13 protein-coding genes and 1 pseudogene are annotated in these 14,397 nt (G+C 60.5%); 6 read left to right on the top strand and 8 right to left on the bottom strand.

The window, feature by feature from the left end:
- Positions 1-4: 4 nt before the first annotated feature.
- From AWB72_RS13035 to AWB72_RS13010, 6 genes are all read right to left on the bottom strand, one after another.
- Positions 5-619, bottom strand: coding sequence for an HAD family hydrolase (locus AWB72_RS13035; RefSeq protein WP_040052478.1), 615 nt, complete (start codon positions 617-619; stop codon positions 5-7).
- Positions 620-861: 242 nt separating this feature from the next.
- On the bottom strand, positions 862-3,339 hold the full coding sequence (locus AWB72_RS13030) for a glycosyl hydrolase 2 galactose-binding domain-containing protein (protein WP_040052477.1): 2,478 nt from the start codon (positions 3,337-3,339) through the stop codon (positions 862-864).
- A 77-nt stretch (positions 3,340-3,416) separates the two neighbouring features.
- Positions 3,417-4,409, bottom strand: a complete 993-nt coding sequence (locus AWB72_RS13025) for a DUF1839 family protein (protein ID WP_040052476.1) — start codon at positions 4,407-4,409, stop codon at positions 3,417-3,419.
- Positions 4,406-5,464 (bottom strand): amino acid--[acyl-carrier-protein] ligase, encoded by a 1,059-nt coding sequence (locus tag AWB72_RS13020; RefSeq protein WP_040052685.1) that lies wholly within the window; start codon positions 5,462-5,464, stop codon positions 4,406-4,408. Before AWB72_RS13020 ends, AWB72_RS13025 begins: the two co-directional genes overlap by 4 nt.
- Before the next feature lie 4 nt (positions 5,465-5,468).
- On the bottom strand, positions 5,469-6,734 hold the full coding sequence (locus AWB72_RS13015; RefSeq protein ID WP_040052475.1) for an acyl-CoA dehydrogenase family protein: 1,266 nt from the start codon (positions 6,732-6,734) through the stop codon (positions 5,469-5,471).
- Entirely contained in the window at positions 6,731-6,982 is a 252-nt protein-coding gene (locus AWB72_RS13010; protein ID WP_040052474.1) for an acyl carrier protein, read from the bottom strand. The genes AWB72_RS13015 and AWB72_RS13010 overlap by 4 nt, the downstream gene beginning before the upstream one ends.
- Before the next feature lie 506 nt (positions 6,983-7,488).
- Here AWB72_RS13010 and AWB72_RS13005 point away from each other — a divergent pair.
- Together AWB72_RS13005 and AWB72_RS13000 are read left to right on the top strand one after the other, a co-directional pair.
- Positions 7,489-8,015, top strand: a pseudogene (locus AWB72_RS13005) (HD domain-containing protein).
- 198 nt (positions 8,016-8,213) lie between these two features.
- Positions 8,214-8,462 (top strand): hypothetical protein, encoded by a 249-nt coding sequence (locus AWB72_RS13000; protein ID WP_040052473.1) that lies wholly within the window; start codon positions 8,214-8,216, stop codon positions 8,460-8,462.
- Between the two features lie 23 nt (positions 8,463-8,485).
- Here the strand turns inward: AWB72_RS13000 and AWB72_RS12995 are convergent, their stop codons facing one another.
- The gene (locus AWB72_RS12995) at positions 8,486-8,896 is read right to left on the bottom strand and encodes a hypothetical protein (RefSeq protein ID WP_040052472.1); all 411 of its coding nucleotides are present in this window, start codon (positions 8,894-8,896) and stop codon (positions 8,486-8,488) included.
- Between the two features lie 352 nt (positions 8,897-9,248).
- On the opposite strand from AWB72_RS12995, the gene AWB72_RS12990 reads away from it, so the two are divergent.
- The 4 genes from AWB72_RS12990 to AWB72_RS12975 all read left to right on the top strand — a co-directional run bounded on the left by AWB72_RS12990 (position 9,249) and on the right by AWB72_RS12975 (position 12,605).
- Positions 9,249-10,004: a FadR/GntR family transcriptional regulator gene (locus AWB72_RS12990; protein WP_040052471.1), complete on the top strand. Its 756-nt coding sequence runs from the start codon at positions 9,249-9,251 to the stop codon at positions 10,002-10,004.
- 111 nt (positions 10,005-10,115) lie between these two features.
- On the top strand, positions 10,116-10,670 hold the full coding sequence (locus AWB72_RS12985; protein ID WP_040052470.1) for a hypothetical protein: 555 nt from the start codon (positions 10,116-10,118) through the stop codon (positions 10,668-10,670).
- A gap of 343 nt (positions 10,671-11,013) precedes the next feature.
- The gene (locus AWB72_RS12980; RefSeq protein ID WP_040052469.1) at positions 11,014-11,850 is read left to right on the top strand and encodes an alpha/beta fold hydrolase; all 837 of its coding nucleotides are present in this window, start codon (positions 11,014-11,016) and stop codon (positions 11,848-11,850) included.
- 485 nt (positions 11,851-12,335) lie between these two features.
- Positions 12,336-12,605 carry a hypothetical protein gene (locus tag AWB72_RS12975; RefSeq protein ID WP_143754626.1) on the top strand — a complete coding sequence of 90 codons (270 nt, stop codon included), beginning with the start codon at positions 12,336-12,338 and terminating at the stop codon, positions 12,603-12,605.
- A 16-nt stretch (positions 12,606-12,621) separates the two neighbouring features.
- Here AWB72_RS12975 and AWB72_RS12970 read toward each other — a convergent pair whose 3' ends face one another.
- Positions 12,622-14,319 carry an FAD-dependent oxidoreductase gene (locus AWB72_RS12970; RefSeq protein ID WP_040052467.1) on the bottom strand — a complete coding sequence of 566 codons (1,698 nt, stop codon included), beginning with the start codon at positions 14,317-14,319 and terminating at the stop codon, positions 12,622-12,624.
- Positions 14,320-14,397: the final 78 nt, after the last annotated feature.

Below are 14,397 nucleotides of genomic sequence, written 5' to 3'. Positions count from 1 at the left end.
CGCCTTAAAGCAGGCCGTGTTGTGCGAGGAATCGTGCAAGCGACTCCGCATCGACGAACCGATAGCCCGCAAGGCCCGCGTTGATGGCGCCTTGCACGTTGGCCTCGGTGTCGTCGATGAATAGCGTCTCGCCGGCTTGCACGCCTATGCGCTCGATACAGCCGAGATAAGCTCGCGCTGCCGGCTTGGTCGCGCCGAATGTCGCCGACGAATGCACTGCATCTTTAAAAAGCGCCGCTACAGGCGGATTCAGATAGTCGAGATGATCGGTGACGAGACCGCAGTTATTCGTGAGAATGGCAATGCGGCACCGATTGCGAACCTTTTCCGCGAGCGCGAGCGTCTGTGCATTGGGCGTAATCGATGCGCGGCGCGAGGCGAGCCATTGCTCGCGGCTCATGGGATAGCGCAACATATCGCCAAGCAGGCGAAGGTACTCGTCCTCGCTTATTTCGCCGGCATCGGCACGCGCTTCGAGCCCCGAATCCCAGATAGCGTGACGAATGGCGGCGGCATCGCAACCCGTTGCAGAGGAAAGATGCACGACGCGCGCAGTGCGGTCATAGTGAGTCAGCACGCCTTCCATGTCGAAGAGGACGAGCGAAAAGCGGGATGACATACGCGGACCTCTAGGCGACGGACGCGAAAATCTTAGCAAGACAAAAATCGCTGCTTGGCTTTACGGTTCGCCGCCGATTCGCGCAATCGCTTAAAAGCGATACGTCACGCCGACCTTGACGATCGGATAAAAGCGCAGCCTGTCCGCCTTGTCTTGCAGCCAGCGGATAACGGAAGCGCTTAAGGAATTCTTTAGAAAACGTTTGCTGACAGTCCTTCTCGCCCGTGCTGTTCTCGTTTTGCTCAAGCGCGATACGTAGCGCCGCGCATACCGTTGATCGCGAATACATCGCCTTCCGGCGCCTGGCGCACGTTGGCGTTGCGGGCAATGAGCGGGACCGTTCGCGTGCTGCCGGGCGCCAGATGGAACCAGTCGACGGCGGCATAGTAATTCGGATCGACCACGTGCACCCAGCGTGCAAGTTCCGTTGCACTGATCTCGAGCGTCCACTTGCCATCGTTCTGTTCGACTGCAACGCTTAGACCCACATCCCGTCGCTCGCGAACAGTCATGTCCGGAAAGTGAAAGGCTTCGGACAGTACGATGCCGGTATCCAAATCACTTAGCCGCACATGCGTTGCATCATGCGCGCGAGGACCGAAACGGTACGCATACGCAATATCGAAAAAGGCGCCATTCAACTCACTCGAATTCACTCGCTCGACGCTGCGTGCCTTGAGCGTGAGTTCGCGTGAGCCGCCCGCAACCTTGAGCGCGCCATCGCGCAAGCACGCCATGTCCACGCGAACGCAAATGTCGTGCGCGGTTTCGTTCACGAGATGCACATCGAGACCGTCGAGGCCTTCGTCGGTGATCAGCACCTGAATGGGCTGAAGCACGCGTGCCAGGCCATGCAAGGCGCTCTTCGGCACGCCGAATACATCGATCACACCCCACCCCGAGCCCGCGCGCAAATCGAGCATGTTCCACACGATGCCGCCCGCACATATCGATCCCTTGCGACGCCATTCGGAAAACACTGCACCGATGACATCGGCGACCACGGCGCGCGAGAGCGTCAAATAGCGCTCGGGATCTTCGTATCGCAAGCGGGCGACGTCGACGTCATAGAGCGTTCGCAAATAATGCTCGCGTACGTCGTCGAAATCCCAGGCCGCACCCGGATCGCGCGGTACGCCGATCTTCCATCGCGGCTCATGCGGCCGCGATGCGTTGGGCACTGCGCGCAACGCCACGTCGTCGGGGACGTTCGCGAACGCGAGGCATTCAGATGCGAAGCGGACCTGTGCGCGACGTGCATCGTCGAAGGGACGCTGATAGGCCCCGACGCCGTAGTAATGCGTGACGCCGCCGCGCGTTCCGAAGGGCATCGATCGCGTGTCGCCGGGTGCTGCGCTCGGTGAGTTGACGACGTACGGCACATCCGGCCGCATCGTTGCGATGATCGCAGGCAATTGCTCGGTAAAGAGCCGCTGCTGATACGCGTCGAAGGGAAGGCCGAGCATGGCCGCCTGCTGATGCACTTCGCTTCCGCCGCACAAGACGGCGAGCGATGCGAAGCGCCGCGTGCGCGCAAGGAATTGCTCCGCTTCGCGTTGCACGCTTCGCTCGAATGCTTCGTCGGTCGGGTAATCGAAATTGGCGAATGCGAAGTCCTGCCATACGAGCATGCCGTGCTCGTCGGCCAGTTCGTAAAAGGTATCCGATTCGTAGAGCGTTATGCCGCTCACACGAATGATGTTAAGGCCCGCTTGACGGCACGTTTCGAATATCGCGCTCAGCTTCTCGCGAGGTGCGTCGAGGGCGACGATATCGGCGGACGTCCAGCATGCGCCGCGAGCAAACACGGGTACGCCGTTCACGACGAGTTGAAAGCCCGCGCCATCCGCGCCGCGATCCACTTCGATCGAACGAAAAGCAGTATGACCGAGTGAGATTTCCCCAAACGATCCACCCGCGATTTTCACTGCATAGCGCGCCGCTTCGCCATGCGTATGCGGCCACCACAAGCGTGCATCGCGCACGCGCACACGGCCTGTCACCGTATGCGCATCGCGCCAGTGAAGCGCCACCGATGCCTCACCGCATTGGAGGCGCAGATCTTCGGGCGCCTGGGCGTGATAGAACCGCACGGTGACATCGAGCAGGCCGTCGCTGCCATCCACATTCGATGCCATCTCCACGCGGTCGATCGATGCGGAAGACTCGCCGATCATTTCCACTGCACGCCAAGGACCCGCAGGCTGTATCGCGGGACACCAGCCGGGCATATGCCCGAGCAGCGTCGTGCGGACGTTACGCAGGGGCGCGGGTTGAGCGAGCTTGGGACGCCAGCGTGCGCGACCGCGTCTTGCAGCAAGCGCCGGAGCAATGGAGCGGAAACAAAGAAAGAGCGTCGCTTTGCCCGCGATTTCGATGTCGATATCGTGCGCGACGAACATCGAATCCGAATCGAGCACCTTGCGGCCGTCGATCCACACTTCCGCGATGGTCGCGAGTCCGTTGAAACGCAGGCGTCGCTTGCCGTTCACTTCGAGCGTGGTGCGATACCAGTGATCCAACATCGCATACGGTTGCGCGAGTGAGTCGTCTTGAATGCCTGCAGCGCGATGCGCGGACGCGACGGTTCCCGGCACGGGCGCGTCGAGCCAGTTCGTGAACGTATCGAGCGTTTCAGGTGTCGGGCACGCGCCTGCGGGCGTGCTCACGCATTGCCAGCCGGCGTCCAGACGGCGCGGCGCGAGCGGCGAGACGTGCATGGCATTTCCTTCGAGTTGTTTTTTTTCTAAAAGCAAGCCTGAGCCGTGCGTACGCGAGGCTCAGGCTTTAGGTGAGTTCAAAGAAAGCGCGCGGCAAGCGGCTCGATGACCTTGTCATACGCTGCTTCGAGTGAGTCGAAGCAATCCGTGCAAGGATCGGAACGCGAGCGCATGCGCGCACGCGCGAGACGGAACTGCATCACCATTGCTTCGCTTGCAATGGCTTGTGCGTTCGATTGAATATCCACTGGAATATCGACGCCGTGCGCATTCAGCCACGCAAGATACTTCGACAGCAACTCGAAGTTCGATCCAAGCTGACGCATCACGTTGAACGTGTACAGGTGGTAGTACGCCACATCGCGCTCGAGCAGGGCACGTGAATGATCGGGAAATTCCGCGCGCCATTGCGAAATCGGGTTCGTCGCGGGACGATCCTCGAGACGCAGCTTGAGCAAGTCGACGGAGCGTTGCACGAGCGCGTCGCCTTCCAGCGGCGCCCGCAAGCGCTTGACGAATTCGACGTAAGGGAAAAGCACGTTCACGTCGCTGGCCAGTTCGGGCGTCAGTCTGAATACCGCATCGTAATCTTCACCCGATAGCGCGAAATAGCCGGCGTTATGAAAATACGTGATGCGTTTGGCCTGAGCGTCGATCGAATCGACTGCGATGGTCGTCTTTGAGTGAGTTTGCCGATAAGCGGTGGCGCGCGTATCGGGCAAATAGAATGCGTCGACTTCGGCGACCACGACATGCCCGCGTTTCGTCTGTTCGCACACGTGTGCTTCGAGCGTGTCGTAAATGGCAAGCTCTTGCGCTTGCAGGCCGTAGAGCCTGCCTATGTCATCGAGCGAGAACTTCGGAAACGTGAACTGATCCCCCTCGAATGCCTGCGTCACGGTGAAACCGAGCGCCGCATGCGGATCGCAGCCCAGATGGTGCAAGAGCTCGATCCACAAATCGACATAGCAGTTGGTTTCGAGCCAGACACGCTCGCCGCGATGCAATGCATGGCGGCTTGCTTCGTCGTCTGTGCCAGTCAGCGCTTCAGCGGGCGAGCGTGCGTTCATGCCGCTTTGCCCAGGTTGGAAAGACCATCGGCGATGATCGGCGCTGCATTGCCCCACAGCAGTTCACGTACCGGTGCGGGCCATGCCTTCACGTCGAGGCCATGATGACGGAAGAGGGCGAGCGTCGTGCGTTCCATGCCGAAGCCCACGCATGCCGTATGAGCGACGCTCTCGTCCGCCTGGCGAATGTTCCACAATTCGCCGAAGTGCTCCATGTGATAGTTGAACGAGAGACATGCGGTCGGACGGTCAGGCGTGGCCACTGGCACGAGCAATTCGAACTTGAGCTCTTGTGCGCGCTGGCTATCCGCGACTATTTTGCCGCCGCGTCCAAAGAACGGGTCGTTGGCGAGGTCGATCTCGAACGGCAATTGCAGCAATTTCACGAGCAGCGATCCGCGCTCGATCCATTTCTGTCTGAATGCCATGACTTGCTCAGGGCTGCCGACGCGAATGTACTCACGCATGCGGAACATTTGCATGCGGCCCGGATCGATGGACGGCTCATGACGGAAGCAGTACGAGAATGCGTCGAACGTTGCGCCGTCTTTAGCGAGATTTCCGCGCTTCGCAACGAGCGGATAAATCGGATAGCACGCGGCCGGCGTCAGGACGAGACGTGTCGGCTTTTGCTGATCCATCCATTCATCCGAACGCTCTTCTTCTTCGCCGATATGCACGATCTTGTCGAGCGCCTCGAGCAGGCGATGATGCCCGCGGTCGTTGCCCGCGAACGAATGAACCGTGCCGGCCAGATTCGGGAAGCTCTTCAGGTACTCACTATCTTCGAAATCACGGCGACGCATGGCCGGCGGAAAGCGCAGCACTTCGGCGTGCTGGTCCGCGCCGAGCAGCGTGATGGCCTGATTCAGGCGCTCGACGATATCTTCGAAGATCGCGCTGCGGCCATAGAGTCCATCTTCGCCCGTGTCGATGAGAATGCCCGCTTCGATCAATCGGTCGCGCAGAGTCAGGTCTGATTTGTCGTAAGCAGCCTGCGTCGTTTTTGATTCTGCGTCAGCCATGATCGCGGCTTGTTCGGTCGGCATGTTCATATCGTTATAGGTCCCCGGTTGCGGCGCGCTGCGCAAGCAGCAGGTTCGCCGTATTCAATTCGATGCGGTCGTTGCTGATCATGAGCGGCGCGGAATGCAGGTCACGCAAGTGCCGCCCGACGCTAAAAGGCGTGTCGTTCTTATAGCCCGCCATGCCGCAGATCATCAGCGTTTCCTGCACGACGTTCACCGCCGTTTGAGAAATGGCGAGCTTCAGCATGTTGAGGTCGGACGCGAGGCCGATGGACGCGGTCAGCGGCGCATCGATATCTTCGGCGTGACTGGCCTGACGCGTTGCACGTTCGCGTTGCGCCGCTTCGACGGCCGCGAGCGATTCGCGCAAACGCGCCTGCATCATGCGCACGAGCGTCACGGCTTGCGAAAGCCGCGATGCGCTGGGCGGCAATGCGCCCGGCTTGCCGCGCGCCTGATTGCGGAAAAACTGATGCGCGCGGTGCACGGCATCCGATGCAATGCCGGTCCATACCGACGACCACAGCGTATGCGATACGGGCAACATGCTTTCGTCGGCGATCTTCGAGAAGGGCACAGGCAGGATCTGTTCTGCCGATCCTTTCGCGATAAGCCGATGCCCTTCGCTGCATGTGCCGCGCATGCCGAGCGTGTCCCACGTCCCGCGCTGTTCCAGCGTGCAGGTCTCGCGCGGCGCCACGATCAACACCTGATCGGATGCCGGTGCATCGGGATGGCGGCGCGCCGTCACCAGAATGCAGTCGGCATAATTGCCGTACGAGATGGTGGTCGCGAGCTTCTCGATAGTGAACGCATCATCGACGAGATCGACGGCGCAGGCACTCGTGCGCATGTTGCCGCCAATCGTTTCTTCGGATGTCGCCGATGCGAGAAGCAACTGCTCGCTCACCATGCGCGCGAGAAAGTCGCGTTGCCACGGCACGTTCACGCCATGATCGACGATGCATACGACCTGGGTTTGATGCATCGCGTAGATCATGGCGGCGGAAGCGCAGCCTTTTGCAAGCGTCTCGCACAGGTGCGCGACGCCGCTGAGCGTGAGGCCATCGCCGCCATGAGCGGTCGGGACCATCGCGGAAAAAAGCCGCTCGGCGCGCATGGCGGCTATCGCTTCGGCAGGAAAGCGTGCATCCTTGTCGACTGCATCCGCATGCTTGGCCGCGATTGCCGCGACGCGATGCGCGGCTTCCAGCAACTCGGCTTCGCTGCGTGGGGCCGCGCTGCGATCGGCTTGCGCGAGTTGCGACGCTTCCAGCTCCTGCGTCGCGGCGTTCATGCTGCCGCCTGCGAACGACGTAGTTCGTCGACAGCGGCGGCGAGCGAATCGACGCTGGAGAACAGACGGCGCGTGAGCATGTGGTCAGGAATCTCGACGCCGAACTCATCTTCGATTGCGAGCATCACGTGAACCGTGGCGAGCGATGAGAGACCGGCGGCGTAGAGATCGTCGTTGTCGGAGAGTGTGTCGATGGGCACGTCGAGGCGTGCGGACTCGGAAAGGATGCGGCGCAATTCAGTTTTCATTTGTGTCGGTTTCCCTTGTACATGGCCAAAGCGTATTGGCCAATCGGGTTCGAAACGGGTCTACGTTTCAAGGGCCCTTTAAGGTTATTTAGGCCGGGGTGTACAGGTGGTGGTGATTTGCTCAAAGAATTGTTTAGGCTCGAAGAGCCCTCGCACGCACCGTCGAGGTAGTTTTATCGTATTTAACGAATTAAAAGGGGGAGCCGTCCGTGCGATGGCGCACGGTGGTCCTTCATGAGCGCTGCGTCTTGCCGGACGGACGTCTTCGCTTTTCCGCGACGGAAATCGCGTTGGCTTTGAGTCAGTTATTGCACTGTGCTTTTTTACCGCTACGCGTGGAGTAAGTTGCAATTCTGATTTGCGCAGTGCAAGGCAAATGAAATGCGCGCGAAAATTAATATTAAAGAAAGTCTATCGACGCGCGAATAAGGAATGAATCGCACTAGTTAGTCGGAGACGGCGTCTGAATTTTCTGTACGATGAACCACACAGGGGAAGAGCAATTGATGAATCGACTCATTCAAGCGATGGCGTTTGCGGCGGCCAAGCATCGCAACCAACGACGCAAGGACGCGCAGGCGTCGCCCTACATCAATCACCCGATCGCACTTGCAAACGTGCTTGCGAATGAAGCCGGCGTGACAGACGAAGCCGTGCTGATCTCGGCGGTTCTCCATGACACGGTCGAGGACACCGACACGTCTCCAGCAGAACTGGCGGAGATTTTCGGGGAAGACGTCGCGCCGATCGTGATGGAAGTGACCGACGACAAGTCATTACCGAAGGCCGAGCGCAAGCGCCTCCAGATCGAGCACGCGGCGCGAATCAGCGATCAGGCAAGCTCGTCAAGCTCGCGGACAAGATCTGCAACCTGCGCGACATCGTGGCCATGCCGCCTGCGGATTGGGATTCAGAGAGGAAACGGGACTATTTCAACTGGGCAAGGCGCGTGGTCGATCCGATGCGCGGCGTTCATCCCGTGCTCGAAGCACTCTTCGACGCAGCGTACGCCGAAGGCGAAGTACCGGTCTGAACGAAGGTCCGAGACGATCACATAGGAACGCGCACGAAACCTGCTGAGAAGGTCTTGCGGCATGGCGGCACCAAGTGAAACAGGACGCCGCTCGCCGAACCGCCGCGTGCAAACGAATGCATGCGGCATTCTGCACGCTGCATGCAGAATGCCATCAAGCACGCGGCGACTAACCTAATCCAGCAAGAGAGGAGTGAAATGAGGAAAAACAGACTGACGTGGCTGGTCGTACTGGCGGCGGGCGCAACACTGTCTTCGGGTGTCGCGATGGCACAGGCCGGCGGGAACGGCAATGGTGGCGCGGGCGGCGGCAATGCGCACGGCGCAGCGACAGCCGCACCGACGGTCGGCGGGGACAATACGTCGACGCCGGGAAGCACGCACAAGGGCGGCTTCCACTTCAAGCACAAGAAGAAAGCGAAGCCGGTGGAGACGGCGCCGCAGTAACGCGTGTCCGCCAGCCGGATAGTTCAGGCTACCGGGCTTTCCGCGTCGATGTCGTCGGTGCCGAGTCGCGAGAAGATATCGCAGACAGCGCGCATCTCGGCATCGTCGCGGATGCTGACGATGACTCGCGTGATACCGGCGGCGCAGTCGTCGGACTCGTGCGAGGTGTCACGTGCGAAGGCGGGAAGAATGTCGTCGCCCGATAATTCGACATCGAAAGGCGCGACGTACGGGTCGGCAACGCCGAGGTGCTCCGCGACGATCCATTGCGTCGGCGAACTCGCGCTGAGTGCAATCGACATTTGAAAGTCGGCGAAGCCGCTCATGCTCGCCACGCGGATACGGTCGGTAGCAATGCCTTCCGCCCGCAGATCTTCGAGTGCTTCGTCCAGTCTGCGTGCACCGCAGAACGCCCCGGTTACTTCTCGCATCATTGCTCGTCTCCTTCCAGGCCAGGGGCGTCCGCGCCGTGCTCGGCCCACGTGGCTTCTTTCCAAATCTCTGCTGCAGTCTTGCTGTCTTGCGTCGTGCATGCCGCTTCGGCATTGAGTCAAAACGAGCCGACTCATGCTTTTCTCAAAACGGCCGCGCGTACGTCACTTCATGCGGTACTTGAACTCTACGCCGCACTGCTTCGTGTATCAACGAATTGTTCTTTGCATGCAATCACGTGATCAATAGAAGCCCGGGTAAGCGCTGCAAGCGAGGGCCGCGCATCGATAGTCGTCGTACAAGCATCGTCGCGCCCTATAATGGGCCATCAGCATTCAAACCATCGGCTCTTCAATGTCTCCAGCACCCGCAACCGGCGCGCTTCGCCGTTCCCGCAATCTGACCGAGGAGGTCGTCGCCGAACTGTCCGAGCGCATCCGCAGCGGCGCGCTGCAGCCCGGCGACAAGCTGCCGACGGAATCGGAAATCATGGCCCAGCTCGGCGTCAGCCGAACCGTCGTGCGCGAGTCGATCTCGCGGCTGCAGGCGGCGCGGCTCGTGCAGACGCGTCATGGCATCGGCACCTTCGTGCTCGAAGCGAGCGATCAGGACCGGTTCCAGATCGATGCCGCCGGCGACCTCACCGTGCGCGACGTCATGGCGATCCTGGAACTGCGCATCAGCCTCGAAGCCGAAGCGGCGGGCCTGGCCGCGATGCGCCGCACCGACGACAACCTCGCGCACATGCGCCGCGCGCTCGACGAGTTCGAGCGGCACATCGCGGAAGGCACCGGCAACGCGGTGGCGGCCGACGTCGCGTTCCACCTCGAACTGGCGAAGGCGACCGGTAATCGCTATTTCCACAGCATTCTGAGTCAGCTCGGCAACACCATCATCCCGCGCACGCGCGTCAATTCGGCCGCGCTCGCGCATAACGATCCGGGCAGCTATCTGGACCGCGTGAATCGCGAACACGAAGACATCTACGATGCGATCGAGCGCCGGGACGCCGAAGCCGCGCGTGCGGCGATGCGCATGCATCTGTCGAACAGCCGCGAGCGGCTTCGGCGCGCGCAAGAAGCATCGTCGAAGGCCTCGGACGCAACCTGATTCGCGGGCTTTTCCGCTTGTAAGGCGAGGGATTTGCTAGCTGCATTATGAATGCAGCATGCTGCGTGCAAAATGCGTAGCGACCCTTGGCCCAATAAAGGAGAACCCTCGATGCACTGGATCGACCCCGACTGTCTGCCCGAAACGCGTGGCACCGTCACGCATTACCTGCTGAACCCGCATGGCGAACTCGACGGTTTCGTCCTCGGCCAGTCGCGGCAAGTACATTTCCCGCCGCATCTTTCGAAGCAGATCGCGCGTCGTATCGCGATCGGCGATGCCGTCACGGTGCGCGGAATCAAGCCACGCGGCGTGGATATGATCGCGGCGGTCGCCGTGACCACGAAGGATGGCCGCGCGATCATCGATGAAGGCCCGGACCACGATGCGAAGCATCGCCATGCGGAGGTCGTGCAGCGAGCGATGGAAGCATCCGGCGCAGTACGGCTTTCGTTATTCGGTCCCAAAGGCGAGCTGCGCGGCGCCTTGCTCGACGATGGCACGTCGCTGCGCATGCCGCCCCACGCGGCCGAGGCGCTTTCCGACTATCTCGCTCCCGGCGCGCATGTCCACGCGTGGGGCTACGGCGTCAAGAATCGGAATGGACGGTGTATCGAGGTAGATGAGATTGCGCATCTCGTCGACGAAAGCGAAGTCGACGAGTGACTTGACGCGGCGTGACGTCGGTTCGAAAGATGAAACGATCACGCCGGTTGATTCAAATTAAAATAATAAGAGAATCGAACGACGTCACAAGCAGTACCCGGCAAACAGATTGGCCACGTTCCGCGCCAATAATTTTGAAGTCGTCTAGCATTCCACTTGCGCAACGCAACGTTGCATCTGGCGCTATTTCGCCAGAAGTCTGATATCCGTATTCTTCTCCCGTCGCTTCCCGCAGTTCGCCGTAGATGTCACTCGCCACGAAGGTGGCGGTTGTAACAATCGCGCCGGATGATGATGCCCGGCTTTGCCGTATTGCCCGATACCGTCGAAAAAGGAGAATTCCATGCCGTACGTCACAACGAAGGACAACGTCGAAATCTTCTACAAGGACTGGGGCCCGAAGGATGGTCAGCCCATTGTTTTCCATCATGGCTGGCCGTTGTCTTCCGATGATTGGGACGCGCAGATGCTCTTCTTCGTTCTGAAGGGATATCGCGTGATCGCGCATGATCGACGCGGTCATGGCCGCTCGGCACAAGTCCCCGACGGTCATGACATGGACCACTATGCAGCCGATGCTTTTGCTGTCGTCGAAGCGCTCGATCTGCGCAATGCGGTGCATATCGGCCATTCCACCGGCGGCGGCGAAGTGGCGCGTTACGTGGCACGGCATGGCGAGCCGTCCGGACGCACGGCGAAGGCCGTGCTCGTCAGCGCGGTGCCGCCGCTCATGCTGAAAACCGAGGCGAATCCGGAAGGGCTTCCCATGGAAGTCTTCGACGGTTTCCGCAAATCTGTCGCTGATAATCGCGCGCAGTTTTTTATCGATGTTCCGGCCGGTCCGTTCTACGGTTTCAATCGTCCGGGCGCGACCGTGCATCAGGGCGTCATTCAGAACTGGTGGCGACAAGGCATGATGGGCAGTGCGAAGGCGCATTACGACGGCGTGACGGCATTCTCGCAAACCGACCAGACGGAAGACCTCAAGTCGATCACGGTGCCGACGCTGGTTCTCCACGGCGAAGACGATCAGATCGTACCGATCGCCGATTCGGCGCTCAAGTCCGTCAAGCTGCTCAAGAACGGGACGCTCAAGACTTACCCCGGCTTTTCGCACGGAATGTTGACGATCAATGCGGATGTGCTTAACGCCGACTTACTCGCATTCGTGCAGTCGTAGGTTTTTCAAACAAAAAACGCCGATCGACATCACTTACGCGATGTCTGTCGGCGTTTCCGTACGGCGCGCCATTCGTCAAGCGATAGGCGAAGATCCCGCAAGAAACTCAGGAATGCGGCCGTTGCGTTTCCTGTCCATTGCTGCCCATGACAGGCCGTGCGTCACTGCTTGCTTGAGCGAAGAAGATCGTCATTGCAACGTACTCGGCGTCTTCCGCCCCACAGACGGGGCATGTCTTGACTTTGCGATCTTCACTATCAAGAAAATACAGCTTGCCGCAATGGACACAGTTGATGACCATGATCGTTACTCTCGACTACACCATCATTTATAGGCCCTTTAGCTGACGTGAAAGGCGTACGCTAAGGATGGGTTCTGTCTTGTCGTAACGCAAAGAAGCGGCTTGAGAGGGAACAGGGATTGCCGGGGCGAGCGTGAAAAGAGCCGCTTGTTACTGGCGACGACGACAGAAAGGAGCAATTCTTGTGCATGCTTTCGCGCTTCGTCCAATGCTTCATGCGGTTGTCGTCGCGCTAGCGCTGTCCACGCTCAGTGCATGTCAATCGTCTGCACAAATGTCGGCGGCGCGCGCGCGTCAGTTGTGTGAATTGCGCGAGCTGGAAAGCGTGGGCCATCAACCGTGGGAAGAGGATTTTTATTATCCGCGCAACCTGCAGGCTGCCCAGGCGCGCCTGGAAGCGGTCAAGCGTGCGCGCGGACTCGAAGGCGTCGATACCTGCGCCGGTGCTCATTAACGTCGAGTGATATCGCTCACGCATGAACCGCGAGATAAGCGTGAATCTGTGCGACGACCGCCGCGCCTTCGCCGACAGCCGACGCCACGCGCTTGATGGATCCGGAACGCACATCGCCTATTGCGTACACGCCGGGAATACTCGTTTGCAATGACATTGCGCGGGCGTCGCTGCCGGGCACATCTGCACCGGTGAGCACGAAGCCTTTCGCGTCGAGCGCGACGCCGCATGTCTTGAGCCAATGCGCCCTCGGCTGCGCGCCGATAAAGACGAACAGATGATGCGTGTCTAGTGCGTTTTCGATGCCGTCTTTATCGCGATATCGCACGCGTTCGAGACGGGCATCGCCATCCAGCGCAGTCAGCGCCGTGCCGGAATGCAACGTCACGTTCGGCAATCCCGCAATGCGTTCGATCAGATAATGCGACATGCTGTGCTTCAAACTCGGACCGCGGAAGAACATGTGGACATGCTCCGCGTGCGACGCCAGAAAGACCACGGCCTGTCCCGCCGAATTGCCGCCGCCGACGAGCGCGACCGGTTCCTTGCGACAGAGCCGCGCTTCGATCGGCGTGGCCCAGTAATAGACGCCGCTGCCTTCGAAACGCGCGAGACCATCGACATCCGGACGCCGATAATCCGCGCCGCTCGCAATGACGACGGTGCGCGTGGCGACGCGCCGGCCATCGCGCAGTTCGACGGCGAGCGGGGCCGCATCGCAATGCAAGGCCTCGGCTTCGCATGGAATGCCGATATGCGCGCCGAATTTTTGCGCCTGCACGAAGGCGCGGCCCGCGAGCGCGAGTCCCGTGATGCCGGTCGGAAAGCCGAGATAGTTTTCGATGCGTGAACTGCTGCCCGCTTGTCCACCGGGCGCGCGGCAATCGATGCCCGCCACCGACAATCCCTCGGACGCCGCATACACCGCCGCAGCGAGTCCCGCCGGACCCGCGCCGACGATCAGCGTGTCATACACGTGCGCCGGATCGAACTCGGGAACGAGACCGAGACACGACGCCAGTTGCCCTTCATCCGGATTGCGCAACACGGTCCCGCTCGGGCAGACGACGAGCGGAAAGTCGTCGGGCTGCGGCGTGAGACGCTCGAGCAGCGCGAGCGCGTCCGCGTTGTGTTCGGCATCCAGCGTGATGCTCGGAAAGACATTGCGGCTAAGAAAGTTTTGCAGCGACCGCAGCCGAGCACTGCCCGATGCGCCCACCAGCACCACGCCATGTCCGCGCTCGAAGACGAGCACGCGCCGCAGGATGAGCGCGCGCATGATCCGCTCGCCGAGATCCGCTTCGGCGACCATCACGGCTCTCAGCGCATCGGGGCGCAGGAGAATGGCTTCGACGTCCTCGATCACATAGGCATCGACGACGGCGGGCTTGTTCGACAACTGCGCGACATCGGAAGTGAATTCGCCGCGCTGCGTGTAAGTATGAATCACGCGTTCGCGCAGCAAACCTTCACGCGCGACGATCCTCACCTTGCCCGACAGCAGCACGAACGAGCCGGGGCAAAGACTGCCAGCGCGATACAGAAACGTGCCTTTTTCATGATGCTCCGTGTGACCGAAGCGCCGCAGCCGTTCGATGTCGGCGGCGGAGAGCACGGGAAACATCTGCGCGTATCGGGGATGATCGCGCACGCTGGCATCTTCGAGGGACGCATCGTCGCGGGCGGCTTCGCTTTCGGTCGAACGCATGCTCATGAAGGCTGTTCTCCGCCGATGAATGGGAGCAGCGCGCGTGAACGTGAGCTAAAGCCGTTATTTATCGTCGTTGCGACG

The organism is Caballeronia concitans, assembly GCF_001544615.1.
Lineage (GTDB): Bacteria > Pseudomonadota > Gammaproteobacteria > Burkholderiales > Burkholderiaceae > Caballeronia > Caballeronia concitans.
The sequence above is the reverse complement of the archived record's forward strand: the minus strand, read 5'-3'. Positions and strand labels throughout refer to the sequence as shown.

Bases quoted from the DNA above. Each gene is read 5' to 3' on its own strand.
- AWB72_RS12980 (WP_040052469.1), top strand. From the start codon at position 11,014: ATGCCGTACGTCACAACGAAGGACAACGTCGAAATCTTCTACAAGGAC.
- AWB72_RS13015 (WP_040052475.1), bottom strand. From the start codon at position 6,734: ATGAACGCCGCGACGCAGGAGCTGGAAGCGTCGCAACTCGCGCAAGCC.
- AWB72_RS12985 (WP_040052470.1), top strand. From the start codon at position 10,116: ATGCACTGGATCGACCCCGACTGTCTGCCCGAAACGCGTGGCACCGTC.
- AWB72_RS13035 (WP_040052478.1), bottom strand. From the start codon at position 619: ATGTCATCCCGCTTTTCGCTCGTCCTCTTCGACATGGAAGGCGTGCTG.
- AWB72_RS13030 (WP_040052477.1), bottom strand. From the start codon at position 3,339: ATGCACGTCTCGCCGCTCGCGCCGCGCCGTCTGGACGCCGGCTGGCAA.
- AWB72_RS13025 (WP_040052476.1), bottom strand. From the start codon at position 4,409: ATGAACGCACGCTCGCCCGCTGAAGCGCTGACTGGCACAGACGACGAA.
- AWB72_RS12970 (WP_040052467.1), bottom strand. From the start codon at position 14,319: ATGAGCATGCGTTCGACCGAAAGCGAAGCCGCCCGCGACGATGCGTCC.
- AWB72_RS12995 (WP_040052472.1), bottom strand. From the start codon at position 8,896: ATGATGCGAGAAGTAACCGGGGCGTTCTGCGGTGCACGCAGACTGGAC.
- AWB72_RS13010 (WP_040052474.1), bottom strand. From the start codon at position 6,982: ATGAAAACTGAATTGCGCCGCATCCTTTCCGAGTCCGCACGCCTCGAC.
- AWB72_RS13000 (WP_040052473.1), top strand. From the start codon at position 8,214: ATGAGGAAAAACAGACTGACGTGGCTGGTCGTACTGGCGGCGGGCGCA.
- AWB72_RS12990 (WP_040052471.1), top strand. From the start codon at position 9,249: ATGTCTCCAGCACCCGCAACCGGCGCGCTTCGCCGTTCCCGCAATCTG.
- AWB72_RS13020 (WP_040052685.1), bottom strand. From the start codon at position 5,464: ATGAACATGCCGACCGAACAAGCCGCGATCATGGCTGACGCAGAATCA.